Origin of the sequence: Paraburkholderia sp. GAS448 (assembly GCF_050435685.1) — a bacterium.
GTDB lineage: Bacteria > Pseudomonadota > Gammaproteobacteria > Burkholderiales > Burkholderiaceae > Paraburkholderia.
Map to the genome: position 1 here is coordinate 53,992 of NZ_JBNDKT010000024.1, position 25,794 is coordinate 79,785.

28 protein-coding genes and 1 tRNA gene are annotated in these 25,794 nt (G+C 62.1%); 22 read left to right on the forward strand and 7 right to left on the reverse strand.

Going from position 1 to position 25,794, the window contains the following annotated elements; translation table 11 throughout:
- Positions 1 to 157 precede the first annotated feature (157 nt).
- The 9 genes from hisA (at position 158) to tatC (ending at position 5,482) form a co-directional block, all read left to right on the forward strand.
- Positions 158 to 910, forward strand: coding sequence for a 1-(5-phosphoribosyl)-5-[(5-phosphoribosylamino)methylideneamino]imidazole-4-carboxamide isomerase (gene hisA, locus P3T23_RS32600; RefSeq protein ID WP_429320191.1), 753 nt, complete (start codon positions 158 to 160; stop codon positions 908 to 910).
- 207 nt (positions 911 to 1,117) lie between these two features.
- On the forward strand, positions 1,118 to 1,894 hold the full coding sequence (gene hisF, locus P3T23_RS32605; RefSeq protein WP_429320192.1) for an imidazole glycerol phosphate synthase subunit HisF: 777 nt from the start codon (positions 1,118 to 1,120) through the stop codon (positions 1,892 to 1,894).
- A complete protein-coding gene (hisI, locus tag P3T23_RS32610; protein WP_429320193.1) occupies positions 1,891 to 2,298 on the forward strand; it encodes a phosphoribosyl-AMP cyclohydrolase in 408 nt (135 codons plus the stop codon). The genes hisF and hisI overlap by 4 nt, the downstream gene beginning before the upstream one ends.
- Entirely contained in the window at positions 2,295 to 2,669 is a 375-nt protein-coding gene (locus P3T23_RS32615) for a phosphoribosyl-ATP diphosphatase (protein WP_429320194.1), read from the forward strand. The genes hisI and P3T23_RS32615 overlap by 4 nt, the downstream gene beginning before the upstream one ends.
- Positions 2,670 to 2,731: 62 nt before the next feature.
- Entirely contained in the window at positions 2,732 to 3,127 is a 396-nt protein-coding gene (locus P3T23_RS32620) for a DUF4870 family protein (RefSeq protein WP_429320195.1), read from the forward strand.
- Positions 3,128 to 3,203: 76 nt separating this feature from the next.
- Positions 3,204 to 3,569, forward strand: coding sequence for a histidine triad nucleotide-binding protein (locus P3T23_RS32625; protein ID WP_429320196.1), 366 nt, complete (start codon positions 3,204 to 3,206; stop codon positions 3,567 to 3,569).
- Positions 3,570 to 3,832: 263 nt separating this feature from the next.
- Positions 3,833 to 4,069, forward strand: coding sequence for a Sec-independent protein translocase subunit TatA (gene tatA / locus P3T23_RS32630; protein WP_429320197.1), 237 nt, complete (start codon positions 3,833 to 3,835; stop codon positions 4,067 to 4,069).
- Positions 4,070 to 4,137: 68 nt separating this feature from the next.
- Positions 4,138 to 4,665 (forward strand): Sec-independent protein translocase protein TatB, encoded by a 528-nt coding sequence (gene tatB / locus P3T23_RS32635; protein ID WP_429320198.1) that lies wholly within the window; start codon positions 4,138 to 4,140, stop codon positions 4,663 to 4,665.
- Between the two features lie 34 nt (positions 4,666 to 4,699).
- Positions 4,700 to 5,482 (forward strand): twin-arginine translocase subunit TatC, encoded by a 783-nt coding sequence (gene tatC, locus P3T23_RS32640; protein WP_429320199.1) that lies wholly within the window; start codon positions 4,700 to 4,702, stop codon positions 5,480 to 5,482.
- Between the two features lie 193 nt (positions 5,483 to 5,675).
- Here tatC and P3T23_RS32645 read toward each other — a convergent pair whose 3' ends face one another.
- Positions 5,676 to 6,896 (reverse strand): Do family serine endopeptidase, encoded by a 1,221-nt coding sequence (locus P3T23_RS32645; RefSeq protein ID WP_429320200.1) that lies wholly within the window; start codon positions 6,894 to 6,896, stop codon positions 5,676 to 5,678.
- A 21-nt stretch (positions 6,897 to 6,917) separates the two neighbouring features.
- Here P3T23_RS32645 and P3T23_RS32650 point away from each other — a divergent pair, with 21 nt between their 5' ends.
- The 7 genes from P3T23_RS32650 to P3T23_RS32680 all read left to right on the forward strand — a co-directional run bounded on the left by P3T23_RS32650 (position 6,918) and on the right by P3T23_RS32680 (position 12,040).
- Positions 6,918 to 7,667, forward strand: a complete 750-nt coding sequence (locus P3T23_RS32650) for a Nif3-like dinuclear metal center hexameric protein (RefSeq protein ID WP_429320201.1) — start codon at positions 6,918 to 6,920, stop codon at positions 7,665 to 7,667.
- Between the two features lie 206 nt (positions 7,668 to 7,873).
- Entirely contained in the window at positions 7,874 to 8,494 is a 621-nt protein-coding gene (petA, locus tag P3T23_RS32655; protein ID WP_429320266.1) for a ubiquinol-cytochrome c reductase iron-sulfur subunit, read from the forward strand.
- The gene (locus P3T23_RS32660) at positions 8,495 to 9,874 is read left to right on the forward strand and encodes a cytochrome b (RefSeq protein ID WP_429320202.1); all 1,380 of its coding nucleotides are present in this window, start codon (positions 8,495 to 8,497) and stop codon (positions 9,872 to 9,874) included.
- Positions 9,875 to 9,894: 20 nt separating this feature from the next.
- Positions 9,895 to 10,650, forward strand: a complete 756-nt coding sequence (locus tag P3T23_RS32665) for a cytochrome c1 (protein WP_429320203.1) — start codon at positions 9,895 to 9,897, stop codon at positions 10,648 to 10,650.
- A gap of 90 nt (positions 10,651 to 10,740) precedes the next feature.
- Positions 10,741 to 11,352 (forward strand): glutathione S-transferase N-terminal domain-containing protein, encoded by a 612-nt coding sequence (locus P3T23_RS32670; RefSeq protein ID WP_090537322.1) that lies wholly within the window; start codon positions 10,741 to 10,743, stop codon positions 11,350 to 11,352.
- Between the two features lie 64 nt (positions 11,353 to 11,416).
- Positions 11,417 to 11,947 (forward strand): ClpXP protease specificity-enhancing factor, encoded by a 531-nt coding sequence (locus tag P3T23_RS32675; protein ID WP_429320204.1) that lies wholly within the window; start codon positions 11,417 to 11,419, stop codon positions 11,945 to 11,947.
- A gap of 17 nt (positions 11,948 to 11,964) precedes the next feature.
- Positions 11,965 to 12,040: transfer RNA gene (locus P3T23_RS32680), tRNA-Thr, on the forward strand.
- A 409-nt stretch (positions 12,041 to 12,449) separates the two neighbouring features.
- Here the strand turns inward: P3T23_RS32680 and P3T23_RS32685 are convergent.
- Together P3T23_RS32685 and P3T23_RS32690 are read right to left on the reverse strand one after the other, a co-directional pair.
- Positions 12,450 to 12,845 carry a hypothetical protein gene (locus P3T23_RS32685; protein WP_429320205.1) on the reverse strand — a complete coding sequence of 132 codons (396 nt, stop codon included), beginning with the start codon at positions 12,843 to 12,845 and terminating at the stop codon, positions 12,450 to 12,452.
- Positions 12,846 to 12,902: 57 nt separating this feature from the next.
- The gene (locus P3T23_RS32690; RefSeq protein ID WP_429320206.1) at positions 12,903 to 13,451 is read right to left on the reverse strand and encodes a hypothetical protein; all 549 of its coding nucleotides are present in this window, start codon (positions 13,449 to 13,451) and stop codon (positions 12,903 to 12,905) included.
- A 740-nt stretch (positions 13,452 to 14,191) separates the two neighbouring features.
- Between P3T23_RS32690 and P3T23_RS32695 the strand changes: the two genes are divergently transcribed.
- The 4 genes from P3T23_RS32695 (at position 14,192) to P3T23_RS32710 (ending at position 18,621) form a co-directional block, all read left to right on the forward strand.
- Positions 14,192 to 15,925: a pyrroloquinoline quinone-dependent dehydrogenase gene (locus P3T23_RS32695; RefSeq protein WP_429320207.1), complete on the forward strand. Its 1,734-nt coding sequence runs from the start codon at positions 14,192 to 14,194 to the stop codon at positions 15,923 to 15,925.
- Positions 15,926 to 15,932: 7 nt separating this feature from the next.
- The gene (locus P3T23_RS32700; protein WP_429320208.1) at positions 15,933 to 16,556 is read left to right on the forward strand and encodes a c-type cytochrome; all 624 of its coding nucleotides are present in this window, start codon (positions 15,933 to 15,935) and stop codon (positions 16,554 to 16,556) included.
- Between the two features lie 49 nt (positions 16,557 to 16,605).
- On the forward strand, positions 16,606 to 17,274 hold the full coding sequence (locus P3T23_RS32705; RefSeq protein ID WP_429320209.1) for an ankyrin repeat domain-containing protein: 669 nt from the start codon (positions 16,606 to 16,608) through the stop codon (positions 17,272 to 17,274).
- A 222-nt stretch (positions 17,275 to 17,496) separates the two neighbouring features.
- Positions 17,497 to 18,621 (forward strand): methyltransferase, encoded by a 1,125-nt coding sequence (locus tag P3T23_RS32710; protein ID WP_429320210.1) that lies wholly within the window; start codon positions 17,497 to 17,499, stop codon positions 18,619 to 18,621.
- Positions 18,622 to 18,649: 28 nt separating this feature from the next.
- Here P3T23_RS32710 and P3T23_RS32715 read toward each other — a convergent pair whose 3' ends face one another.
- Positions 18,650 to 19,918 (reverse strand): TIGR03862 family flavoprotein, encoded by a 1,269-nt coding sequence (locus P3T23_RS32715; RefSeq protein ID WP_429320211.1) that lies wholly within the window; start codon positions 19,916 to 19,918, stop codon positions 18,650 to 18,652.
- A 294-nt stretch (positions 19,919 to 20,212) separates the two neighbouring features.
- On the opposite strand from P3T23_RS32715, the gene P3T23_RS32720 reads away from it, so the two are divergent.
- Positions 20,213 to 20,425, forward strand: coding sequence for a DUF1059 domain-containing protein (locus P3T23_RS32720; RefSeq protein WP_429320212.1), 213 nt, complete (start codon positions 20,213 to 20,215; stop codon positions 20,423 to 20,425).
- Positions 20,426 to 20,469: 44 nt separating this feature from the next.
- Here P3T23_RS32720 and P3T23_RS32725 read toward each other — a convergent pair whose 3' ends face one another.
- From P3T23_RS32725 to P3T23_RS32735, 3 genes are all read right to left on the reverse strand, one after another.
- Positions 20,470 to 22,017 (reverse strand): UxaA family hydrolase, encoded by a 1,548-nt coding sequence (locus P3T23_RS32725; RefSeq protein ID WP_429320213.1) that lies wholly within the window; start codon positions 22,015 to 22,017, stop codon positions 20,470 to 20,472.
- 45 nt (positions 22,018 to 22,062) lie between these two features.
- Positions 22,063 to 23,349, reverse strand: a complete 1,287-nt coding sequence (locus P3T23_RS32730) for an MFS transporter (RefSeq protein WP_429320214.1) — start codon at positions 23,347 to 23,349, stop codon at positions 22,063 to 22,065.
- 128 nt (positions 23,350 to 23,477) lie between these two features.
- Positions 23,478 to 24,614, reverse strand: coding sequence for a mannitol dehydrogenase family protein (locus tag P3T23_RS32735; protein WP_429320215.1), 1,137 nt, complete (start codon positions 24,612 to 24,614; stop codon positions 23,478 to 23,480).
- A gap of 389 nt (positions 24,615 to 25,003) precedes the next feature.
- On the opposite strand from P3T23_RS32735, the gene P3T23_RS32740 reads away from it, so the two are divergent.
- Positions 25,004 to 25,702 carry a FadR/GntR family transcriptional regulator gene (locus P3T23_RS32740; RefSeq protein ID WP_429320216.1) on the forward strand — a complete coding sequence of 233 codons (699 nt, stop codon included), beginning with the start codon at positions 25,004 to 25,006 and terminating at the stop codon, positions 25,700 to 25,702.
- The last annotated feature ends 92 nt before the right edge of the window (positions 25,703 to 25,794 follow it).

Here is a 25,794-nt window from a genome sequence, read left to right on the forward strand (position 1 = left end):
TCGGGCATGGACGGTCGTGGCATGAATCCGAACCCGGTTGATGCCAGCAAGGGCGCCGAAAGAGTTGTACTAAACTAGCGAAACGGCGCCGGTCGAGGCTTCCTGCCTCGTCCCGATGCCGTCTTTCCATTTTCTTCCCAGACACCACCCGATTGCTATGCTGCTGATTCCGGCCATCGACCTGAAAGACGGTCAGTGTGTACGCCTCAAACAAGGCGATATGGACCAGGCGACGATTTTTTCCGAGGAGCCGGCGGCAATGGCCCGACATTGGGTCGAGCGCGGCGCGCGGCGCCTGCATCTCGTCGACCTGAACGGCGCGTTCGCCGGCAAACCCCGGAATGAAGACGCAATCCGCGCCATCATCGACGAGGTCGGCGGCGAGATTCCCGTCCAGCTGGGCGGGGGTATCCGCGACCTGAACACGATCGAACGCTATCTGGACGACGGCCTGTCCTACGTGATCATCGGGACGGCGGCGGTGAAGAACCCCGGCTTCCTGCAGGACGCCTGCACGGCGTTCGGCGGCCACATCATCGTCGGGCTCGACGCGAAAGACGGCAAGGTCGCCACGGACGGCTGGAGCAAGCTGACCGGCCACGAAGTGGCGGATCTCGCGCGCAAGTTCGAGGATTACGGCTGCGAAGCGATCATTTATACCGATATCGGCCGCGACGGCATGCTTCAGGGGATCAACATCGACGCCACCGTGCGCCTTGCGCGTGCGGTGAAGATCCCGGTGATCGCGAGCGGCGGGCTGTCGAACCTCGCCGACATCGAATCGCTGTGCGAAGTCGAGGATGAGGGCATCGAGGGCGTGATCTGTGGTCGCGCGATCTACTCCGGTGATCTCGATTTCGCGGCGGCCCAGACCCTCGCGGACCGGCTGCGCGAATCGGACGACGCCTGAGCGTCGCGCCGGGTCTGGCGTGAACCACAGCCTTCTCAGGCATCGGCGGTTTGAGCCGGGCCGAAATGGACTGAGGCGGCCCGAAGTTCAGGCCTGTGCAAAAACCAGAGCGTCTGTAACAGGCGCCGCCACCCGTCCGGCTCCCGGGCATCCAGCCGTTCCCTGGGAGCGGCTTCACCAGCGGCATTGGCAAGAATTTGCAAGATCATGGCTCTAGCTAAACGCATCATCCCCTGTCTCGACGTCACGGCAGGACGCGTAGTCAAAGGCGTCAACTTCGTCGAACTGCGCGACGCGGGCGACCCGGTCGAAATCGCGCGCCGCTACGACGACCAGGGCGCCGACGAGCTCACCTTTCTCGACATCACCGCCACGTCCGACCAGCGCGATCTGATCCTGCCGATCATCGAGGCGGTGGCGTCACAGGTATTCATTCCGCTGACCGTTGGCGGCGGCGTGCGCGCCGTCGAAGACGTACGGCGTCTCCTGAACGCGGGCGCGGACAAGATCAGCATGAATTCGTCGGCGGTAGCGAATCCGCAACTCGTGCGCGACGCTACCGATAAATACGGCTCGCAATGCATCGTCGTCGCGATCGACGCGAAGCGCGTGTCTGCCGACGGCCAAACGCCGCGCTGGGAAGTGTTCACGCATGGCGGGCGCAAGGCCACGGGCCTCGATGCCGTCGAATGGGCGTGCAGGATGGCGGAACTCGGCGCGGGCGAAATCCTGCTCACCAGCATGGATCGTGACGGCACCAAGAGCGGCTTCGACCTGGCGCTGACGCGCGCGGTGTCCGATGCGGTGCCGGTGCCGGTCATCGCCTCGGGTGGTGTCGGCTCGCTGCAGCATCTCGCGGACGGCATCAAGGACGGCCATGCCGACGCGGTACTCGCCGCCAGCATCTTCCACTACGGTGAACACACGGTGGGCGAAGCGAAGCGCTTCATGGCGGAGCAGGGCATTTCGGTGAGGTTGACGTGAATTCCGCCGCAGAAAACTGGCTCGACCAGGTGAAATGGGACGCGAATGGCCTTGTGCCGGTGATCGCCCAGGAAGCCGCCACCAACGACGTGCTGATGTTCGCGTGGATGAACCGCGAAGCGCTTGCCAAAACCATCGAACTGGGCCGCGCCGTGTACTTCTCGCGCTCGCGCCAGCGCCTGTGGTTCAAAGGGGAAGAGTCGGGCCACGTCCAGCACGTTCATGAAGTGCGACTCGACTGCGACGAAGACGTAGTGCTTCTCAAGGTCGAACAGGTGTCGGGCATCGCCTGCCACACCGGGCGCCACTCGTGCTTTTTCCAGAAATTCGAAGGCTCGGCGGACGACGGCAGCTGGGTTGCCGTCGATCCCGTGCTGAAAGACCCCGAACACATTTACAAATGACGCAATCCACGCAATCGACGAACGACACGCTGCAGCGCCTCGCCGCGGTCATCGATAGCCGCAAGGGCGGCAACCCGGACGCTTCGTATGTCTCGCGACTCTTCAACAAGGGCGACGACGCCGTGCTGAAGAAGATCGGCGAAGAAGCGACCGAAGTGGTGCTGGCGGCCAAAGACGTGCGTCAGGGCGGCGCGCCGAAGGCGCTGGTCGGCGAAGTGGCCGATCTGTGGTTTCATTGCCTCGTGATGCTTTCGCACTTCGACCTTGGCCCGGCTGACGTGCTCGCCGAACTCGAGCGTCGTGAAGGCATGTCGGGCATCGAGGAAAAGGCGCTGCGCAAGAGCCGCGAGCGCGAACAGAACGGCGACTGAATCTGTCCCGCGCACCCGGCGCATCCGGGCAGGCCAGACGCACTGTTGAGGGAGACGCAAACATGGAACAGTCGCAAGGCGGATACCCGCCTCCGTCTTACCAGAGCGCAACCGAAGGCGACCGCCAGCGCAGCCTGCGCACGCTCACGCACGTGCTGTATGCGCTTTATGCCGTCTACTGGCTGAGCGGCGGGATTACCGCGCTGATCGCGATCATCATCAACTATGTGAAGCGGTCCGACGTTGTCGGCACGCCGTACGAAGCCCACTTCGACTGGCAGATCCGCACTTTCTGGATGGCTGTGATCGGCCATCTGATCGGCTTTGCGCTTTTTATCGTGCTGATTGGCGTGCCGATCCTGTGGGCGGTCGCCATCTGGATGTTGTACCGTATCATCAAAGGCTGGCTGTATCTGTACGACAACAAGCCGTTGCTGAATCCGCGCGCGTGGTTTTGACGTGCCTCGTTCGAGCCGTTCAGCCTCGTCATCCATTTAGCCGGTCAGCCGCCGTATTCCGTGCATCAGGAAGCCCATGAGCCACGACCCAAACTGCCTTTTCTGCAAGATCGCCGCTGGCGCCATTCCCTCGACCAAAGTTCACGAGGACGACGAATTCGTCGCCTTCCGCGATATCCGTCCGGCAGCCGAAACTCACATCCTGGTGATTCCGCGCAAGCACATTGCAACGCTGTCGAATTGCACCGATGGAGACGCCGCCCTGCTTGGTAGAATGCTTGTGCTGGTCGCGCGTCTGGCGGACAAGCTCGGCGTGGCCTTTACCGGTGGCGATACCGGCTTCCGTACGGTCATCAACACGGGCCCCGGCGGCGGACAGGAGGTGTACCACCTGCACGCGCATATTCTGGCCGGGCCGCGTCCGTGGCTGCGGATGGGCTGAGCGTGGCGAGGGTTCGCCGCGAACGCCCTTCGCGGCCGGTTTTTGAGCGAGCAAAATGGCGAGCGGTCAGATATGGCGGCGACATTGCAGCGATGTAATAACGGCGACGTGACGATCCATTCATAATGAAGCGCACGTGCGGCCAACGCAGTTCGGCGGTATTGTTGACGTGAGGCGCACGCGCTTCGATTCAGGCCGCAAGGCAGACGGTTTTCGCCGCAGACAGGCGTGCAGACGCGGCGGCGGGGTTAAGGAGAGTTTTCATGGGTTCGTTGAGTATTTGGCACTGGCTGATCGTCTTGTTGATCGTTGCGCTGGTGTTCGGCACGAAGAAGCTGCGCAACATCGGCACCGATCTGGGTGGCGCGGTGAAGGGCTTCAAGGAAGGTATGAAGGATGCGGAAACGCCGGCTGACACGCCGACGCGCGAACTGCCGCGCACCGGTACGGTCGATGTCGACGCGAAGGAAAAGGCGCCGCATTCGGGCGACTCCCGCTAAAGCCACGCGTGTTCGCGTTTATTCGCGTTCATTTGCCTTCACCCGCGTACTGACGGAAAGCTCATTTCATGCTGGACCTCGGTCTAACCAAGATGGCGCTGATCGGCGTCGTCGCGCTGGTCGTTCTCGGGCCGGAGCGCCTGCCGCGCGTCGCGCGCACGGCAGGGGCGCTGTTCGGGCGCGCACAGCGCTACATCAACGATGTGAAGTCCGAAGTCACGCGTGAAATCGAGCTCGACGAACTGCGTCGCATGAAGACGGAGTTCGAGTCGGCGGCGAGCAACGTCGAGAACACGATTCACGACAATCTGCGCAAGCACGAATCCGAGCTGAACGATGCCTGGAATGCCGGGACGTCGGTGTCGCCGAGCATTGCGGGCGGTGCTTCAACGGAAAATCTCGCGTCGGCGGGTGACGGTTCGTGGCGCAGCAGCATCACCCCTACCCCGAGGCGCAAGAACTGGCGCGTCAAACAGACCGCCATGCCGAACTGGTACAAGCGCGCCACCTTGCGGCGCACGCGGGTCCAGTCGGGCGCGGCACGCGTTGCACGGCATACGCCGGTGAGCCTGCGTCGTCCGACACGCTTCTTCTGATGTCCCCTGCGAAATACTTCAACCGAGGGCCGGTGTGAGCGACCCCCAGCATAACCAGGGCGAAGCCCCTGAAGAAACCTTCATCTCGCATCTCGTCGAACTGCGCGACCGCATCATCCGCGCCGGCATTTCGGTCATCGTCGTGTTTCTTGGGCTCGTCTACTGGGCGCCGGATATCTTCCGGCTGCTCGCGCGCCCACTGATGCAGAACCTGCCGAAGGACGGCAAGATGATCGTCACCGACGTCACCGGCTCGTTCTTCGTGCCGATGAAAGTGACGATGCTGGTTGCGCTGGTGATCGCGCTGCCGTTCGTGCTTTACCAGATCTGGGCGTTTGTCGCGCCGGGTCTCTATCAGCATGAGAAGAAGCTGGTGATGCCGCTCGTCGCCAGCAGCTACGCGCTCTTTCTCTGCGGTATGGCGTTCGCCTACTTCGTCGTGTTCCCGACCATCTTCCGCGTGATGGCGCATTACAACGCGCCGCTTGGCGCGCAGATGACCACCGACATCGACAACTACCTGAGCTTCGTGCTCACGATGTTCATAGCGTTCGGCGTGACGTTCGAAGTACCGATCGTCGTCGTGCTGCTCGTGCGCATGGGCATCATCACGGTGAAGAAGCTCAAGGAGATCCGTCCGTACGTGATTGTCGGTGCGTTTGTGGTTTCCGCTGTCGTGACGCCGCCGGATGTCTTTTCGCAGCTGATTCTTGCGGTTCCCCTGATCGTGCTTTATGAGGCCGGCATCATCGCGGCGCGTCTGTTTGTAGGCAAACGGGCCGCTGTGAGCGAAGAAGAAAGCAAGCAGACGAGTTGAGCGCGGGTTCACGCCGAAAGCGGGTGGCGCGGTCGCAGCCTGACCGAAGCGGGTAGCCACCCGGATGAGCGCCAGATCAGCGGCAAAAAGAATGCAGCAAAACGAAAGGGCAACCCGTCAGCGGGTTGCCCTTGGTCATTTCGGCTCCGGTGGTTTCACTTTGACGCATTCAGGACTCGGGACGCTGCGTCCGTCAACCTCCGTCATCGCCCTGATTGTCGCCTTCCTCGGCCGGCTGCTTCGGCGGTGGTGGACGTTTGCCGATCATCACGTCCAGATCCATCTCCTTGTTCTTGCGCACGAGGTGAACCTTCGCATCGGTTCCGGGCTTGATCTGCGCGATCACGTTCAGGAGGCGGGTCGTGTCGGTGATGTCTTCGCCGTTCACGCTGAGCAGGATGTCGCCAGGCTTGACGCCCGCCTTGTCGGCCGGTCCTCCCTGCAGCACGCCGGCGACGATTGCGCCCGACTTTTGCTGAAGCCCGAACGATTCGGCGATTTCGGGCGTGACGTCCTGCGGCTCGACGCCGATCCAGCCACGCGTGACCGAGCCCGTCGTAATGATGCTTTCCAGCACGCTGCGCGCCGTCGACACAGGAATCGCGAAGCCAATGCCAAGCGAGCCGCCCGAGCGCGAATAGATCGCGGTATTGATGCCGAGCAGGTTGCCGTTCACATCGACGAGCGCTCCGCCCGAATTGCCCGGGTTGATCGCGGCGTCGGTCTGAATGAAGTTTTCGAAGGTGTTGATGCCGAGGTGATTGCGCCCCAGGGCGCTGACGATGCCCATCGTCACCGTCTGGCCGACGCCGAACGGATTGCCGATCGCCAGCACGACGTCGCCGACGCGCGTCTGGTCCATGCGGCCGAGCGTGATGGTCGGCAGATTGGTCATGTTGACCTTCAGCACGGCCAGATCCGTCTCCGGATCGACGCCGATTACCTTGGCGTTCGTGGTGCGGCCGTCGGCGAGCGCAATTTCGATCTGATCGGCGCCGTCGACGACGTGCTGGTTCGTTAGAATGTAACCTTCCGAACTCACGATGACACCTGAGCCGAGATTGGCGGCGGGTTGTTGCTGCTGCTTGCGGTTGTTCTTGTCGCCGAAGAAATAGCGAAAGAGCGGATCTTTCGCGCGCGGGTCGGGCGGAAGCGACCCATCCTTGCTGGAGAACACGTTGACGACAGCCGGCATGGCCTTATGAGCTGCGTCGGCGTAAGAGCCCTGCGCGGGGCCGCTGCCGCTGCCGATGCCGGGCGCTACTTCACGCAGGGCGACGATCGGTTCGGCGAGCTGCTTGCCGAATTGACCCTGACGTTGCAGCCATTGCGGCTTGAGCGTCGCGATGATGAACATCAACGCCAACAGCACGGTCACCGCCTGGGCGAACAGCAGCCAAAAGCGTCTAAGCATCTGAAGATATTAGAGGTTTATATGGATCGGATAGAACTCGAATTGTACTTGAACAATCTTCTGGAAACCGCGCGGTTCAAGGACTATTGCCCCAACGGGCTGCAGGTCGAGGGGCGTCGGCGGGTCAAAAAGATTGCGACCGGTGTGACCGCATCGGCGGCGTTCATCGAGGCTGCCGTCGAGTGGGGCGCGGACGCCGTGCTCGTCCATCACGGCTACTTCTGGCGCAATGAGGCGCCGCAGATCACCGGCCGCAAATACGGCCGCATCAAGCTTCTGATCCAGAACGAGCTCAACCTCTTTGCGTACCATCTTCCGCTCGACGACCATCCCGATTACGGCAATAACGCGCAGCTCGGCGCAAAGATGGGCTGGATCGCCGACGACATGCGTTTCGGCGATCACGACCTCGGCTGGATGAGCACGTTGCCGATGCCGATCACGCTTGCGCACTTCACGGCGCAGGTGGAGCACACGCTCGGCCGCACGCCGCTCGTGCTGGGCGACCCTGATCGGGAACTGCGTCGCGTTGCGTGGTGCACGGGCGCCGCGCAGAGTTATTTCGACGCCGCGATCGAAGCCGGCGCCGACGTCTTTCTGACCGGTGAAATCTCCGAGCCGACCACTCACATCGCAGCGGAAAGCGGTGTCGCGTTCCTCGCGGCTGGTCACCACGCAACCGAACGCTTTGGTATCCAGTCGCTCGGCACACATTTGTCGGAGACATTCGATCTCGAGCATCTTTTTATCGATATTCATAATCCGGTCTGATTAGTGGACAAAAAGGCTCGATAACGGAGGGAACACTTAAAAGGAGGTACAAAAAAGTTTGCGATCCGTGCGGGAAAACCCTGATTTATCAACGACTTCGCACGCTTTTTGGCAATCGGCCCTTGTAAATGCCGACTCCATTCGAGCAAACTAGCGGCGGTAGAGCCGACATGACGGAAAAATCCAACTCAGAAGTGGGGCGTGTGATGCGAGACAAGGAAGATAAGCGCGTCGACGGCAGCCGCCGTACCTGGCTGATTGCGACGACCGTAGCAGGCGGTGTAGGAGGAGTAGCCGCCGTTGTACCCTTTGTTAGTTCGTTTGCACCATCTGAAAGGGCCAAGGCAGCAGGCGCCCCGGTCGAAGTCGATATCAGCAACCTGAAGCCCGGCGACATGATGACCGTGGCATGGCGCGGCAAGCCGGTCTGGATTCTCAATCGCACCGACCGCATGCTCGCCGACATCAAAAAGGCCGACCCGGAACTGGCCGATCCGCTGTCCAAAAACCCCTTCTCGATGCCGATGCCGGAGTATGCGGATAACGAATTCCGCTCACGGCCTGAACGCAAGAACATTCTCGTCACCGTGGCGGTGTGCACCCATCTCGGCTGTACGCCGACGCCGCGTTTCCAGGAGGGCGCGCAGCCGAATCTTCCTGACGACTGGCCAGGTGGCTTCCTGTGCCCCTGCCACGGTTCGACCTATGACCTGGCCGGCCGGGTCTTCAAGAACAAACCCGCTCCGCAGAATCTCGACATTCCGCGCTTCATGTTCACGTCGGAAAATTCGCTCGTGATCGGTCAGGACGAGAAAGGAGAAGCGTAAATGGCGAGCGAACATGAAGTAGAGACGACCGGGGTGGTCGGCTGGATCGACCGCCGTTTTCCGATGACGGCGACGTGGAAAAAGCACGTTTCCGAGTACTACGCGCCGAAGAACTTCAACTTCTGGTACTTCTTCGGCTCGCTCGCGCTGCTGGTGCTGGTGCTGCAGATCGTCACCGGCATCTTCCTCGTGATGAATTACAAGCCCGACGCGACGCTCGCGTTCGCGTCGGTCGAGTACATCATGCGCGAGGTGCCGTGGGGCTGGCTGATCCGCTATATGCACTCCACGGGCGCGTCGATGTTCTTCGTCGTGATCTATCTGCACATGTTTCGCGGGCTCCTGTACGGCTCGTACCGCAAGCCGCGCGAACTGGTGTGGATCTTCGGTTGCATGATTTTCCTGAGCCTGATGGCCGAGGCGTTCTTCGGCTACCTGCTGCCGTGGGGCCAGATGTCGTTCTGGGGCGCGCAGGTGATCGTGAACCTGTTCTCGGCGATTCCGTTTATCGGGCCGGACCTGTCGCTGTGGATTCGCGGCGACTACGTGGTGTCCGATGTCACGTTGAACCGCTTCTTCGCGTTCCACGTGATCGCGATTCCGCTCGTGCTGATCGCATTGGTGGTTGCCCACCTCGTGGCGCTGCATGAAGTCGGCTCGAACAATCCGGACGGCATCGAGATCAAGGCGAAAAAGGACGCGAACGGCGTCCCGCTCGACGGAATCCCGTTCCATCCGTACTACTCCGTGCACGACTTCATGGGCACGTGCATTTTCCTGATTATCTTCGCGGCGATCATTTTCTTCGCGCCGGAGATGGGCGGGTACTTCCTCGAGTCCAACAACTTCGTCCCGGCGAATCCGCTGCAAACGCCGCCGGAAATCGCCCCGGTCTGGTACTTCACCGCGTTCTACGCGATGCTGCGCGCGACCACCGACCCGTTCAAGATCGTCCTGATGATCGTGATCGCGTTGCTGGGCCTGCTCGCGCTGGTGCGGGCACGCGGCAAGTGGAAAGCGGGGCTGCCGGTGCTCGCGGTACTGGTGATTCTGGCGATGTATTTCACCGAGTCGAAGTTCTGGGGTGTCGTGGTGATGGGCACGGCGGTGATTTCGCTGTTCTTCCTGCCATGGCTCGACCAGTCACCGGTGAGGTCGATCCGCTACCGGCCGTTCTTCCACAAAGTGTTCTACGGGATCTTCGTGCTGGCGTTCCTCACCCTGGCGTTTCTCGGCACGAAACCGCCGTCGCCGGCCGCGACACTGATCGCGCAGATCTGTGCACTGATTTATCTGGCGTTCTTCCTCGGCATGCCGTTCTGGACGCGGCTCGGACGGTTTAAACAGCCGCCTGAACGGGTCCGGTTCAAGCCTCACTAATCGCGCGCCAGGAGAACATAATGAAAAAACTGCTTTCGACGCTCGCGCTGATCGGCGCGGCGACTTTCGCGCTGCTTGCGGCTCCGGCGCACGCGCAGGAGAATTTCCCTCTCGACCGCGCGCCCGATAACGCGGACAATTTCGCCTCCTTGCAGCATGGCGCACAATTGTTTGTAAACTATTGCCTGAATTGCCACAGTGCGAGCCTGATGCGATACAGCCGCCTGACCGATCTGGGCATTTCGCAGAAGGAAATCGAAAAGAACCTGCTCTTCACAACCGACAAGGTGGGTAACACGATGACGGTGGCCATGCGGCCCGAGGACGCGAAAGCGTGGTTCGGGGCGCAACCGCCGGATCTGTCGGTCGAGGCGCGGGCGCGCAATCGCGACTGGCTGTACACGTATTTGCGCAGCTTCTACCGGGACAACACCCGGCCGACGGGCTGGAACAACCTGGTGTACGAAAACGTGAGCATGCCGCACGTGTTGTGGCAGCTTCAGGGCCAGCGCACCGCGAAGTTCGAGGACGAAACCGACGAGAAAACGGGTGAGAAAATCCGTAAATTCGTCGGCTTCCAGCAGGTCACGCCGGGGACGTTGTCGCCGGTAGATTATGATTCTGCTGTTGCCGACCTTGTGTCGTACCTTTCGTGGATGTCCGAACCCGCGCAGCAGACGCGCAAGCAGCTGGGCGTCTGGGTGCTGATGTTCCTTGGCATCCTGAGCTTTTTTGCCTGGCGACTGAACGCCGCGTACTGGAAAGATATCAAATAATCACGCCGTCACCGGCGTGGGGCCGGCGAGGGAAAGACCGCTGGGCGGTTTTTCCGCGCTGGCCCTTCAGCTTTTTGAGGAAACGTAAACATGATGGTTCTGTACTCCGGCACTACTTGCCCCTTCTCCCAGCGCTGCCGGCTGGTGTTGTTCGAAAAGGGCATGGACTTCGAGATCCGCGACGTCGACCTGTTCAACAAACCGGAAGACATCGCCGTGATGAATCCGTATGGTCAGGTGCCGATTCTTGTCGAACGGGACCTGATTCTGTACGAATCGAACATCATCAACGAATATATCGACGAGCGCTTCCCACACCCGCAGCTGATGCCGGCTGACCCGGTGCAGCGCGCCCGCGCACGTTTGTTCCTGCTCAACTTCGAGAAGGAACTGTTCGTGCACGTCGGCACGCTGGAAAACGAAAAGGGCAAGGCCGCCGAGAAGAATCACGAGAAGGCGCGCATCGCCATCCGTGATCGCCTGACGCAGCTCGCGCCGATCTTCCTGAAGAACAAGTACATGCTCGGCGAAGAGTTTTCGATGCTCGACGTGGCAATCGCCCCGTTGTTGTGGCGCCTCGATCACTATGGGATCGAACTGTCGAAGAACGCTGCACCGTTGATGAAGTACGCCGAACGCATTTTCAGCCGTCCGGCCTATATCGAAGCGCTGACGCCTTCGGAAAAGGTGATGCGTCGTTGAGTTTGGCTTTGGGGCCAGGGCGTTGCGCACTGCGTGACGCCTTCGGCCGGTAAGAGGACTGTTGATGCAAGAGATTTCCACGAAGCCTTACCTGCTCCGCGCGCTGTACGAGTGGTGCACGGACAATGGCTATACGCCGCACATCGCGGTACGGGTCGACAACCAGACGCGTGTGCCGCGGCAGTTCGTGCGGGACAACGAAATCGTGCTGAACATCAGCTTCGAGGCCACGAGCCAGTTGCAGATGGGCAATGAACAGATCGAGTTCAATGCGCGGTTTTCTGGCAAGTCGCACAGGATCGAAGTGCCGGTGGCGAATGTTCTCGCGATCTATGCACGCGAGAACGGCCAGGGCATGGCGTTCCCGGTCGATTCCGCAGGCGGTGAGGCAGCGGATTCGGGCGCGGAAGAGGATGCGGGCGAGCTTGAGTCGCCGGCTACCGCTGGCGGTGCCGCGCCGGTTGCGGTCGAAGTGGAGACGGGGAGTGCTGTGTCGTCTTCGGCGGAGAAGAACGACGATGCCGGCGATACTCCACGCCCCGACGACGATGGATCAAAAGGTGGCGGAAGAGCTCACCTCAAGGTCGTGAAATGAAGTAAAATCGCGGTCTCGCCCCCTTAGCTCATTTGGTAGAGCACTTGACTTGTAATCATGAGGTGGTCTGTTCGAATCAGACAGGGGGCACCAGTAATATCAACGGGTTACAGCGATTTCGCGTGTAACCCGTTTTCGTTTATTCGCTCCGTGTAACCGCTGTGTAACCCGATTTGGTCAACACGGCCGGCATGTTGACCGGCGACAGCTTCGTTTTCAGTCGCCGACGATCGCTGTGGCGGTGTCCGCCAAGGTTGTCCAATTGACAACGGTTTGATAGGTGATTTTTTGTTCTACCCACCAACCGACCCACCAAAAAAATAACGTGGGTGTCAGCGGGGTGCAACGACCGACGATCCGCAATGCCTTGCAAGGGCGCACGTCATGTTGTCGTCCTGTTCTTGTTGCGGGTGCGTGCAAAGAACTTTAGCCTGTCTGTTGCCTTAGCTGCTCTGTTCGCGAGGCGCTACGCAATGCGCCGCGGCCCTTCGTCGTGCCGGGTTCAGTCGATTTCCTGCACACCTTGGCATAGCGCGACGACTTCGGCACCGACGGACGGCTCCAGTACGAACAGGATGAACTGTTTCTCGGCAACGGTCGCGGCGATCGTCTGGGCCTTCTCGTTTGTCATCGCGGCTCGATAGTCGTGCTGGCTGTTCGCCCAATTCACATAGGTGCGAATCTCGTCACGGGTGAATACATGCGACGGGGAGATCAGCAGGCGCGATACCACGTTCTGTTGGCCGAAGTCGTTGGCGCGCACGGCCGTGACTCCGGAGAACAGCAGTTTCGGCGTCGTGCCGTCAGTGCATTCGAAATTGAGCAGAAGGGAGGAATTGGTACGCGAGTACGCGCAACCGACCAGTTCTGCATCGTGATAGCTATGTTTGGTTTTCATGAAGGCAAGGATCGGTAAAGGTGCCATTGCTGGCTGGCTAGTGGTCAGGCGGGGGCATCAAGGTAGCGGCGAAAACTGCATGCCGGGTCCGCGAATTGGAAAGGGGCCGCCGTTGTCCTCCCAGTTATGCGCGTGTGGGATGCCTTGGCCGTGGTCGTGATCGAAATCAAAGTCGACGACTGGAAAGCCATTCTGACCATACATACGCATCTGACCACTACCCGGATTCGTGTACCAGCTTCCAGCGGGCCCCATGTTGGGCGTTAGGTTGCCGGCAAGGTCCATCGAGTCGGCCGACAGCGCATCGTCGCCATACTCGAACGGTTGTGCAACGGCGAGAGGTGTGGCAACGGGCGTCGCGATGGTGCCATCGGGCAGCACGTCGCCCGGATTGGCGAACCATATCGCAATGCCATCCTCGGCGGGAAGCCGTGGCCATGCAGGGGCAGACGCTCCGATGCTGCCCGCCATCCTGGCCCTGCCCCCGAACAGCTGGGATGGTGAGAACGTGATCGAGCGCGGTTTGGGCTCGTTGCCGCCACGGCAGTCCGCCCACGAAGATCGCCGCTGCTGCTCCACCACCGCAATCAGCGTGCCGGATCTCACTGCATCTTTCAGGACGGTCGCCGGGTCACAGGTGTCCGTGCCTGGTCGGTGGTGCATGATGAACCGCAGTGCATCGCGTTTCGCGGGACTATCCCCACGGGCCGCGGCCAGATCCGACAGAGATGCCCGTATGAAAGCGTCTTTGCCGGTGGACAATCCCCGGTAGTCCGTCCGGTAATACAAATCGCAACGTGTCCCCGCCCCTATGTCTACTCTAAGTGATCGCATTCAGCACCTTGCCAGATCGCGTCATTCGTGACGGCGTAAACCTGGCAGATCGCCGGGAGGCTATGTTTTTGGGATATCCGCCGCGGTAAGCGTCCGACAACGACCGTTCTCGACGGCGTGTTGATATTGAACGGTTAAATGCGACGCGTTGAGATTAAATGCACATTCGCAATTCGCCGTTTGGCGTCAATTCGCCGGGATTGACGCAGGCAGAATGACCGCTAGCACTTCACCTCGCCCAGTACGCTTTCGTGCAGCCAGAGCCCTGCGATAGCGGTAGAAAAGAAGGGCATCATCGCCTACTCTTACTAGAGCCGGCTTTCTGACGAGAGAGCGTTCATCGGCTCCCATCTTGCGCACCGTCACGCCGTAATTAAGTAATCCCCGTTTCCGTATCCTGGTCGTTTTGCGCGACCGGGTCTTGTGCCATCCCGACAATTGGCATTGCTGTAAAGCAGAAAGTCGCTGCGATCGCATGACGAACACCCAAAGCAATAAATCAGGAGACACTCATGCACTCATCCCGCAATACCTGGTCCCTTTGCATCCCGCTATTTGCCGCGACGCTAATCAGCGTCGCCGCATACGGCGCAGATGAAGTACAAAGCAGCGCCACGACCACGTCGGCGCCCATGCCGCCCGTGCTCGAGCCGGTCTCCCAGCAACAGCTGGACACGGCCGCCGCCCATTCTGCCGACTGGCTTCATTCCAATGGATCGTATGCGCAGACGCGCTACTACCCCGGCTCGCAGATCAACAGCGCCAACGTCGCGAAATTGAAGCCGGTCTTCCTTTTCCAGACAGCGGTCAACGAATCGATGGAGACGGCGCCCATCGTCTCGAACGGCATCATGTTCATCACCACGTCGTTCAACCACGTCTACGCGCTGGATGCGGTGACCGGCAAGGAGTACTGGCATTACAAGCACAAGATGGGACCGATCACCACCTTCTGCTGCGGACCTAACAACCGCGGTGTGGCGATTTCGGGCAACCGGCTGTTCATGGGAACGCTGGATTCGAAACTGGTCGCGCTCGATGCGAAGACCGGCAATGTCCTGTGGCAAACGCAGATTGCCGATCCGGAACTCGGCTACTCCGAGACCATGGCGCCGACGGTCGTCGGTGACAAGGTTCTGATCGGCACCAACGGCGGCGAATACGGCATTCGTGGTTTCGTGAAAGCGTACGATGCCGCCTCCGGAAACCTGCTGTGGACTTTCTACACGATTCCGGAAACCGGTCAGGAAGGTGTCTGGGCGACCACCGACGCCACCGGCCGCGACATGAAGCGCGACATCGCCGCCGAAAAGAAGCAGCTTGCCGACAAGGGCGGTGACTTCTACAAGACGCTCGGCGGCGGCGTATGGATGACGCCCTCGATCGACCGGAAAACGCACACGGTGTTTTTTGTGGTCGGCAATCCGTCTCCTGACCTCTACGGTGCCATTCGCCCGGGAGACAACCTCTACACCGACTCGCTCGTCGCGGTGAACCTGGACAACGGTGAGTACAAGTGGCACTACCAGTACATCGCGCACGACATCTGGGACCTGGACGCCGTGAGCCCGCCGATCCTCATCGATGTGCGCGACAAGAGCGGCAACATGGTTCCCGCCATCATTCATGGCGGCAAGACCGGGCACATCTACGTCAACGATCGCCGCACCGGCAAGCTGATCCGCTACTCTCAAGCGATGATTCCGCAGGAAGACATGTGGACGTTGCCTACGGCGACAGGCGCGCGCATGCTGCCCGGCGCGAATGGCGGGGTGGAGTGGTCGCCGATGGCTTTCAATCCGAAGACCCGCCTCGCCTACGCGGCAAACCTCCACCAGCCCATGACCTACCAGGTGGAAGATGCGGCTTACCCGGGCGGCAGCAAGCTATGGCTTGGCGGCGCGTTCAAGACCATTCCGTCGGAGGCGCAATGGGGCAGGCTGGTGGCAGTCAATGTCGATACCGGCAAGATCGCGTGGGCCTACAAGACTGAGCAGCCATTGATCGGCGGCGTGCTGGCGACTGCCGGGAATCTGGTGTTCAACGGCGAAGGAAATGGAATGTTCCGCGCGTTCGACGCGACCACCGGCAAGAAGCTCTGGGAATTCCAGTCTGGTGCCGGCGTGAACGCGCCCGCGGTGTCCTATTCCGTGCATGGCAAGCAGTACGTCGCCGTCGCGGCGGGCGGAAACACGCAACTGGACTTCAAACGCGGCAATACCGTCATCGTGTTCGCGCTGCCCTGAACGGGACATGACGGCCGCGATCGGGAAAGGACGCGCGCGCTGGCCGGCAGTGCGCGCGTGGGTGAGCGTTCTGGCGTATTGCACGAGCATCTTTTGCCTGCCAGGCGTCGCGCACGCCGACGCCGAGGCGGGCAAGACGAAAGCGCAGACCTGTGTGGTCTGCCACGGACCGATGGGGAATTCGACCAATCCCGACTACCCGATCCTGGCAGGCCAGAGCGCGCGTTATATCTATCTTGAACTGCGGGATTTCAAGGAAGGGCGCCGCAGCGATCCGCGTATGAGCCCGATGGCTGCGGGTTTGTCGCGCGAGGACATGCTCGATCTGGCCGACTACTTCGCGGCGCAGCGTGCGGAGCCCGTCCCGTTCAAGGCGGATCCCGTGCGGGTTGAGGCAGGACGTCGAAAGGCGGCGGAAGTGTTGTGCACGATGTGTCATCTGGGAGGTTTCACGGGTCAGAACGAGATCCCGCGGGTGGCCGGTCAGCACTACCAGTACATCGTCAAGCAGTTGCAGGATTTCCGCGAGCGCAGGCGGACCAACGACGCAGGCGACATGACGAGCGTATCGAAGGGCCTGTCTGATGAAGACATCATGAACCTGAGCGCCTATACAGCCAACCTGCAGTAGCGCTGGCGGGCGGGTCGTAATGGAGGGCGCAGCACACTTCGAGGTGCACATGAAAACGACCACGAGAGTTCTGGTGAGCGTTGTCCTGCTGGCGGGTTGGCTCGGATCCCATTCTGGCGTGAGCCGGGCGGACGGGGACATCGGCACGAACCAGCAATTGATTGCAGCCGCGCGAAGCGGCGACGAGGCTTCGGTAAACGCCGCGCTGGCGGCGGGCGCGGCGGTGGACTCGCGCAATCGCATCGGAGATACGGCGCTGATCACGGCCTGCAAGAAGGGGGCGACCGGCATGGCGCACACCCTGATCGATCACGGGGCGAAGGTCAATCAGCCGAACGCGCAGGGCGTCACAGCACTGATGGCTGCTGCTTACGGCGGGTCTGACGAAATCGCGCGGATGTTGCTTGCGCACGGTGCCGATCCCTCGGCCACCGACCGCGTCGGCAAGACGGCCATGGAATATGCGGCGGGCCAGGGATCGACGGCGGTGGTTCAACTGCTGCTGGACAATGGCGTCGACGTGAATCGCCTCTACAAGAACGACCTGACCGCGCTGATGTGGGCCTCCGGTTATGACCGAGCTGATACGGTGAAGCTCCTGCTCGCACGGGGCGCCAATCCGGCGCTGCGCGACAATCGCGGCATGAGCGCACAGGACATCGCGGCGCAGACGGGCTCAACCCACGCGGCCGTTTCGCTGTCGTCGAACCGGAACTAGAAGCGCCACTGGAACCAGGCGCTGCGGGACGCCGATACCGGATACGCCATTTGTTGCGAGCCAATGGCGTGCAGCGACATGGCGCCTGCGCGCTGCAGCGTTGAATCATCGGAAATACAGCGAGACGTGCGCGGATGTGAGCGGTACTATCGCGCCAAAGCTGCGTGCGGCTGAATGCTTTGCCGTCGCGGTCCCGCCCTCCGGAATTTTTCACGCACCTCAATGACCTCACCCGCCACGATCACCCTGCCTGAGGCTGATGGCCCGCGCACCATTCTCTGGCGCTCCGAAGCGGCCGTCCCGCCGCCAAAGCGCGTGACGATCGCCGACGACCGCCTGACCGCCGACGCCGCCTATCGCCTCGCCTGCGAAGGCACCGCGCTGCTTTACCGCGGCGATTTCCAGAACGCCCGCCAGCTATTGCACGCGATGACGCGTCGCGTGGAGCGCAAGCCGCGCAAGGAGGCGTCGTCGCTGAAAGACGCGTTCAACCTGCATCGTCTGGCGCAGTCGCAGCGCGCCCGCATCCTCGGGATGGTGCTGATCCCGCTCGATGGCGACTACACGATCCCGCTGCGTCGCGCCCCCAATGTCCAGCAGGCCTGCACGGAAACCTGGGGCGCGCCGGCCGGTGAGCAATCGGCCGTGTCGCTGCGTGAGTTGCTGGGCCTGATCGGCGCGCACGAATGGCGTAAGAAGGGCGTCGAGATTCCCGTGCTGGGAGATCGAATTCATCCGCACTACGGCGTGTTCTCGCCGGTGCGCGGGGAATATGTGGATCTGGTCGCGGGCACGCCATTGCCTTCGCTGGAAAGGGCTTTCGACATCGGCACGGGCACGGGTGTCCTCGCGGCCGTACTGGCCATGCGCGGCGTGAAAGAAATCATTGCCACCGATCAGGATCCGCGTGCACTGGCCTGCGCGAAAGAGAACCTCACACGACTCGGCTACGACGGACAGGTCAGGGTCGTGCAAGCCGATCTGTTTCCCGAGGGGCGGGCGCCGCTCATCGTTTGCAACCCGCCGTGGGTGCCGGCGCGGCCTGCGTCGCCGGTCGAGTACGCGGTCTTCGATCCGGACAGCCGCATGCTGATGGGCTTCCTGAACGGTCTCGCCAGTCATCTGACGCCGGACGGCGAAGGCTGGCTGATCCTCTCGGACTTTGCCGAACATCTCGGCCTGCGCACGCGCGAAGCCCTGCTGGCAGCGATCGATCAGGCGGGCCTGAAACTGGTCGGGCGCGAGGACATCAAGCCGCGACATCCGAAATCGTCCGATGCGTCCGATCCGCTGCATGCCGCGCGGGTCAAAGAAGTGACCTCGTTGTGGCGCTTGCACCTGCGTTGATCGGCGCGCGGGGTGATTCCGCTCGCGTTTAGCGTTCGGCGGCGAGGTACGCCGCGGCTCCGCGTCCTGCCACCAGCCCGCTCGCAAAACACGCTGTCAGCAGATAGCCGCCGGTCGGCGCTTCCCAGTCGAGCATTTCTCCCGCGCAGAACGCGCCCGGAATCTGCCTGAGCATCAAATGCGCGTCGAGCGCCTCGAACGTGACGCCGCCGGCTGTACTGATGGCTTCTTCGATCGGTCGCATGCGAGTGAGGCGCAACGGCAGCGCCTTGATCGAGTGGGCGAGACGGGTGGTGTCGGCGAAATCGTCCTTCGAAAGACATTCGCGCAGCAATCCTGCTTTCACGCCCGTGATGCCAAGCCTGCTGTGCAGATGACTCGACATCGAACGTGAGCCGCGCGGCCGCGTGACTTCTTCGACAACGTGCTCAACCGTATGCGCAGGCGCGAGGTCGAGATGGATGACGGCTTCGCCATCAGCCAGCAACCGGTCACGAATTGCCGCCGACAGCGCGTACACGAGACTTCCCTCGATGCCCGTTTCCGTCGAAATGAACTCACCTTTTCGATTCTGGACTTTTCCGTCTACGTCGGTCACGGTGATGGCGACGGGCTTCACTGGCTGTCCGGCGAAGCGCTCACGGAAATGTTCGCTCCAGTCTGCGTCGAAGCCACAGTTCGAAGGCAGCAGCGGCGTAATCGAAACCCCGCGCGCCTCCAGCATCGGCACCCATGTTGCGTCTGAGCCCAGGCGCGGCCAGCTCGCGCCTCCCAGCGCGAAAACGACGGCATCTGCCAAGACGTGAAGCTCGCCATCGGGTGTCGCGAAACGGAGCGCGTGCTGCTTCGAATCACGCTGCTCGTCGACGGAAGCCCAGCCGATCCATTGATGGCGCATGTGGAATCGCACCCCGGATTCCTTGAGCCGGTGCAGCCAGGCGCGCAGCATCGGTGCGGCTTTCATATCGCTCGGAAAAACGCGTCCCGAGCTGCCGACGAACGTCTCGACACCCAGGCCCGACAACCAGCCACGCAATGCATCGGGACCCAACGCGTCGAGCAGCGGCGCGATGTGCTCGCGGCGGGCGCCATAGCGTCCCAGAAACGGCGCCAATGGCTCCGAGTGCGTAATGTTCATGCCGCCTTTGCCGGCCATCAGGAACTTGCGTCCGACGGAAGGCATCGTGTCGTACACATCGACGCGCAACCCCTGTTGCGCCAGCACTTCGGCGGCCATCAGTCCGGCGGGGCCGCCGCCGATCACGGCGACAGAAGGGGAATCGTAGGAAGCAGGCATGCGGCGGGTTCAGGTGAGGGCGGCGGAAATGCGGCGTCGCTGGGCCGCGCGAGCGCACAACCGGCGGGCAGCGACGCAAGGTCCGCTATTTTCACACCCGCGGGCCGGTGGGGCAACGCACACGGCCCTCCGCTTTGAATTCGCAACAGGCGAAACCTATACTTTCAACATCCTTTCCCGCTCGACGAAGGCCATTGCGCGCCACGTCCGTCCGCTTCTTCCCGACCCCGCCAGGCTTCTCGCCCGGTGTTATCCCCATGCCCCATCCGCTGTTGTTTGACCGAGGAGACGATCATGACCCGCAAGTACATCGACTGCCGCGAGTTCCCGAGTGAAACGGGTTGCACGGTGGCGCTATCTGCCGATTCAGAAGGCGAACTGCTCGAAGCCGCCGTGCAGCACGCGGTCCAGGTTCACAAGCACGCCGATTCACCCGAACTGCGCTCGCAACTGAAAACGCTCTTTCACGACGGCACGCCGCCCGTCGACACGCCGCAACAGGCGTAATCGCAGACCTACACTACGAGTGCGTGCCGCCGGTCAGCGTCGCTCTACGTGACGACACCCACCTGCCACGGCACGAACTCGTTCTGCCCGTAGCCATGCAGTTCGCTTTTTGACGGGGTGCCCGACGCGCAATCGAGCATCATCCGGAACACCGCTTCGCCGAGTTCGTCGATGCTCGCCGTGCCGTCGATTACGCCGCCGCAGTTGATATCCATGTCGTCTTCCTGACGCTCCCACAGTGCGGTGTTGGTGGCGAGTTTCAGCGATGGCGACGGCGCGCAGCCATAGGCCGAGCCACGCCCTGTCGTGAAGCAGATCAGGTTCGCGCCCGAGGCGACCTGGCCGGTCGCGGACATCGGGTCGTAGCCCGGCGAATCCATGAAGACGAAGCCCTTTGCGGTCACCGGCTGCGCGTATTCGTAGACTTCGACGAGATTCGTCGTGCCGCCTTTTGCGACCGCGCCAAGCGACTTCTCCAGAATCGTCGTCAGGCCGCCGACCTTGTTGCCGGCCGAAGGATTGTTGTCGAGCGCCGCGCCGTTGCGATCGCAGTAGTCCTGCCACCAGGCAATGCGCGCGAGCAGCTTCTCACCGACTTCGCGACTGACCGCGCGCCGCGTCAGCAGATGTTCCGCGCCATACACTTCCGGCGTCTCGGACAGGATCGCGGTGCCGCCGTGACGCACCAGGCGGTCGACGGCCGCGCCGAGTGCCGGATTCGCCGAAATGCCCGAATAGCCGTCCGAGCCGCCGCATTGCAGGCCGACGACGATATGCGATGCCGGCATGGGCTCGCGCTGTGCGCGATTGACGTCGACCAGCATCTCGCGCACCATCGCGATGCCGTGCTCGATCGTTTTGCGCGTGCCGCCGCTATCCTGAATCGTGAAGCTGCGCAGCCGCGGCCGGTCATTTGCCAGGCCGCCCGCTTCGAGCACTCCGTCGATCTGGTTCGTCTCGCAACCCAATCCGACGAACAGCACCGACGCGAAGTTCGGATGCATCGCGTAACCCGCCAGCGTCCGGCGCAGGATCCTGATGCCTTCGCCCTGCATGTCGATGCCGCAGCCAAGCCCGTGCGTGAGTGCGATCACGCCATCGACGTTCGGATAATCCGCCAGCGCCTCCGGATGCACGTCGCGCCGGAAGTGGTCGGCGATGGCTCGCGCGACCGTCGCCGAGCAGTTCACGCTGGTCAACACGCCGATGTAATTGCGCGTCGCCACTCGTCCGTCGTCACGACGAATGCCCATGAAGTGCGCAGGCTCGCTGACATAAGCGGTGGGATGGAGATCCACGCCGAATTCATGCTCGCGCGAGAACTCCGCCATGCCGAGGTTCTGCACATGCACGTGCTGCCCCCGTGCGATGTTCTCGCGCGCGACTCCGATGATCTGGTTATAGCGCCGCACCGGTTCGCCTTTGGCGATGGCGCGCGTCGCGATCTTGTGCCCCGGCGGAATCAGCCCGGAGACAACCAGATCTTCCGCCTCGATCCGGGTGCCGGACACGAGCTGACGGGTCGCGATGACGACATCGTCGTTGGGATGCAGCCGGATCACGGCGTGAGCGCTGAGGGTGGCAGTCGACATTGAGTGGACCTCGAACATGGGCAGTGGACGAACCTGGACACGAACTCAAACCGTCGGTTCCGCGCCCTCCGGCGCGCGACGGTCGCCCTGCGTGGCGGGCAACGGTTCGATCCGTCCCACAATCACAAGATAGCTGAACGCGCCAAGAAAGCAGAATCCGCCGGCCACGACCAGCGGTACGGTGAATGAGCCTTTCGTCAACGCGACCATCACACCGGTGAAGGTCGTGATTACGATGCCCGCGAGATTCGACGCGAAGTTCTGGATGCCGCTGATCGAGGCGACGTGATTGGGCGTAGGGGCGACGTCGGCGGGCAGCGACCAGATGCTGGCGGCGGCGAATGCGAGACTGCCGTATGAGATGCCGAAGAACGCGAGCATCAGATAAACATCCGACGTGAATGCGGACAGCGTGATCACCGACGACAGCAGCATCCCGCCGACCATGCAGGTCTTGCGCGCGGCAGTCAGACTCCAGCCGCGGCGGAACAGCGCGTCAGAGACAATGCCGCCGATCCAGCCACCCGGAATCGACATCAGAGCGGGAATCATGCCGAGCGTGCCGAGCGATTTCAGCGAGAAGCCGCGCGTCTGCACGAGGTAGCTGGGAAACCACGTGATGAAGAAATAGATCACGAAGTTCAGGCAAAAGAAGCCGAGCATCATGCCCCACAACGTGCGATGGCGGAACAGCGACGCCCACGTCACTTCCGGGGCGCCGCTGCGCGCGGCGGGGGTGGGTGCAATGTCGTATTCGCCCGTCATGTCGCCGTGCGCGGGGCTGCGATAGATGATGAACCAGCCGGCCACCCACACAGCGCCCAGCAGGCCGGTGATGATGAACGAGGCCTTCCAGCCCATCGTGGCGATGATCAGCGCGACGACGGGAATCGACAGCGCAGAGCCGACGCGCGAGCCGCTATCGAAGATGCTGGTCGCCAGCGCGCGTTGCGCCGGCTTGAACCACTGGCTGACGAGTTTCGCACACGACGGATAAGCCCCTGCTTCGCCGACGCCAAGCATCAGCCGGCAACCGAACATCGCCGCGACGCTCGTTGCGCCCGCCGTTGCCGCGGTGAAAAATGACCACCATGCGACGGCCAGCGGCAACGCGATCCGTGCGCCGATGCGATCGATGAACCAGCCGAACGGCATCTGCATCAGTGCGTAGGTCCAGAAAAAGCCGCTCAGCACGAGCCCCATCTGTGCCGGGCCAATACCCAGCGCCTTTTCGATTTCAGGAGCGGCAACAGCGAGATTCGCGCGATCGATGTAGTTCACTGCAATTGCGAGGAAGCATAGAAAGATCACCACCCAGCGCATTTTCCTCATGACTTCGTCTCCTCCGTTTGGGGCGGCATCTGTAGTGTGGATTCTGCGGTCCGCTGCGATGCCGGTCATGCGGCCCGTTTGTTCTGTGCGTCCCGCTCTGACGGCGGCACTGCACTGCTGCGGATGCTTTACCAGGCACTCGTGCACGGATCGCCGAGTGCTGCGCGCAGCCGGGGCTGATCGAGCTTGAGCCCCAGTTCACGCGCTATCTGGATCACTGGCCGCAAGCGGCGTTCCTTCTTCCGCGCGTGATTGCGCGCGATGTCCGCCAGCCGGTGATCGAGGAATGGATTCTCGAAACGTTCGCGCACGTCGACGAGATAGGCGCGCGCGGTTTCAGCCTCGCCGAGTGCGTCGAATACAGGCAGCACTTCGTCGCACCAGACGGCTTCGAGGTCGGCGCGCAGTGCGGGATCGCGCATCGCGTGCAGCGTGTTTTCGTCGGCGGGGCGGCGGTCGGCCTGCCAGCGCCCGGCAAGGTAGGTGTGGCCGAGGTTCAAGAGGAGCAACTTGAGGCGCTCGTAATGTGCCAGATCGTCGGTGACGACGATCGCTTCGTGTTCGCACGGTAGCACCATGCCGTCTCGGCGCTCGATCGCCCACAGTGCATAGGGCTCGGCAATCGCGCCGACGGGCCTGATCGGTTCCGATACGATCCGGTCAACGAGCGAGTTCACCCAGATGCAGGTGTGTTCGATGTAGTCGACCAGCGCCGCGTCAGCGTTCCATTCGCGAGCGATGCCGGTGACAAGCGCACGCAAGGTGTCGCCGTTGTTGGATACCAGTTCGCAGGGATACAGGGTCAGAGGCGCCGCGCCAGCGTGAAAGCGCGCGTGCAGCAGCACGACGAGCCTGGCGGCGAAGCCTTTGGGCATCGGCGCATTGCTGCGCAAGAGGGCGCCTGTGTCTTCGGGGAAACAGGCGTAGCCGCTGTCGCTCGTATTCGAAATCACGACGCGTGCATCGTGCGCAAAGCGTTGCAGCACAAGCGGCCAATCGGTGTTCGCGTCGAGCGCTTCGCCGATCGCGTCACATTCGACGACCGTATCGATTATCTCGTCACGGCGCATGCCGCGGATTCGCACCGGATAGCGGGAGGTCGCGCGCAGCGCGTCGATACGGGCGCGGCTTTCGGGATTCGACGTCGTTTGCACGACGGTCACCTTGCCAGCCGCGCGGCCTTTCTTTAGCGCCGCCGATACAAAGAAGTCCACGTGGGCCTGCAGAAAGCGGCTGGTGCCAAATTGCAGAATGGGATTCGGCATGCTCAGCCCCCCGTTGGCGCAACCGCGTCAGCGCGATAGCGGCGAGACGCCGTGGACATTGCGATGCTGGGCGTGCCGGACGGCTCACGCGAGGTAACGTTCGTGACGATCATCGAAAGACCCGGGAGAGCGGAAAGACGGGGCGCGTGCGGCCGATGCGTTTTATGCACTTACACCGCTTCGGCCTGACCAGTTGGCGATAATAGAAGCGAGTAGTTGATCTGGTCAAGCCAGTTTGCGTCGCGTGCATCGATCTTTCCGGTGCATGGCAGGCCGGAGGACGGTGCGGCTGATTACAATTCACGTTTTTCCCGAGCAGGTGCAGCACGGTCGGCCGGTCGGCCAGGCGTGCGTCGCCGGGTTTTGCCGTTTAGTCTTCCGGAGCCACTGTGCCAGTCAAACCCGCCGAAACGCGCCGTCTATACCTGCAGATCGCCGACAAGCTACGCGAGCTCATCGGGCAGCAAGGCTTCGCGCCGAACGGGCGGCTGCCTTCCGAGCGTGAGCTGGCGCAAACGCTCGGCGTGTCGCGCCCGTCGGTTCGCGAGGCGCTGGTGGCGCTGGAACTGGAAGGGCGGGTGGAAATCCGCATGGGATCGGGCGTGTACGTCACCGCGCGCGCCGCCACCACGGCGACGCCGGATCCGGAAGCACTCGGTGAAAGTCCCCGGGAGATCATGGACGCGCGTTCGCTGATCGAAGGGGCGATCGCGGCAAGCGTCGCACCGTTCGCGAAGCCGAAGGCGCTCAAGGCGCTCCGTGCGCTCTACGAGCGGATGGCGGCTGAAGTTGCGGCTGGCCAGGTGCCACTTGCCGCCGACCGCCAGTTTCATCTGTGCATCGCGCAGATGTCGGATAACGAAGTACTGGTGAAGACTGTCGCCGAGCTGTTCGACGAGCGGCATAGCCCGCTGTCATCCAAGCTGAGAGTGCATTTCGAAGGCGATGACACGTGGGCCGCAGCACTCGAAGAGCATCGCGAGATTCTGGAAGCGCTCGAAGCCCGCGATCCCGTGCAGGCGCATGCGATGATGCAGCGTCATCTGAAAGCGTCATATGCGCGGCTGATGACGCGTCTCAAACGCTAAAGAACCCGCACGGACGAACACGTACGGGTTTCGATGATTGCCGCGCAGCAACCAGGTGACTGTGTCACCCGCTTGCCGGCCGGCGAGCCGCA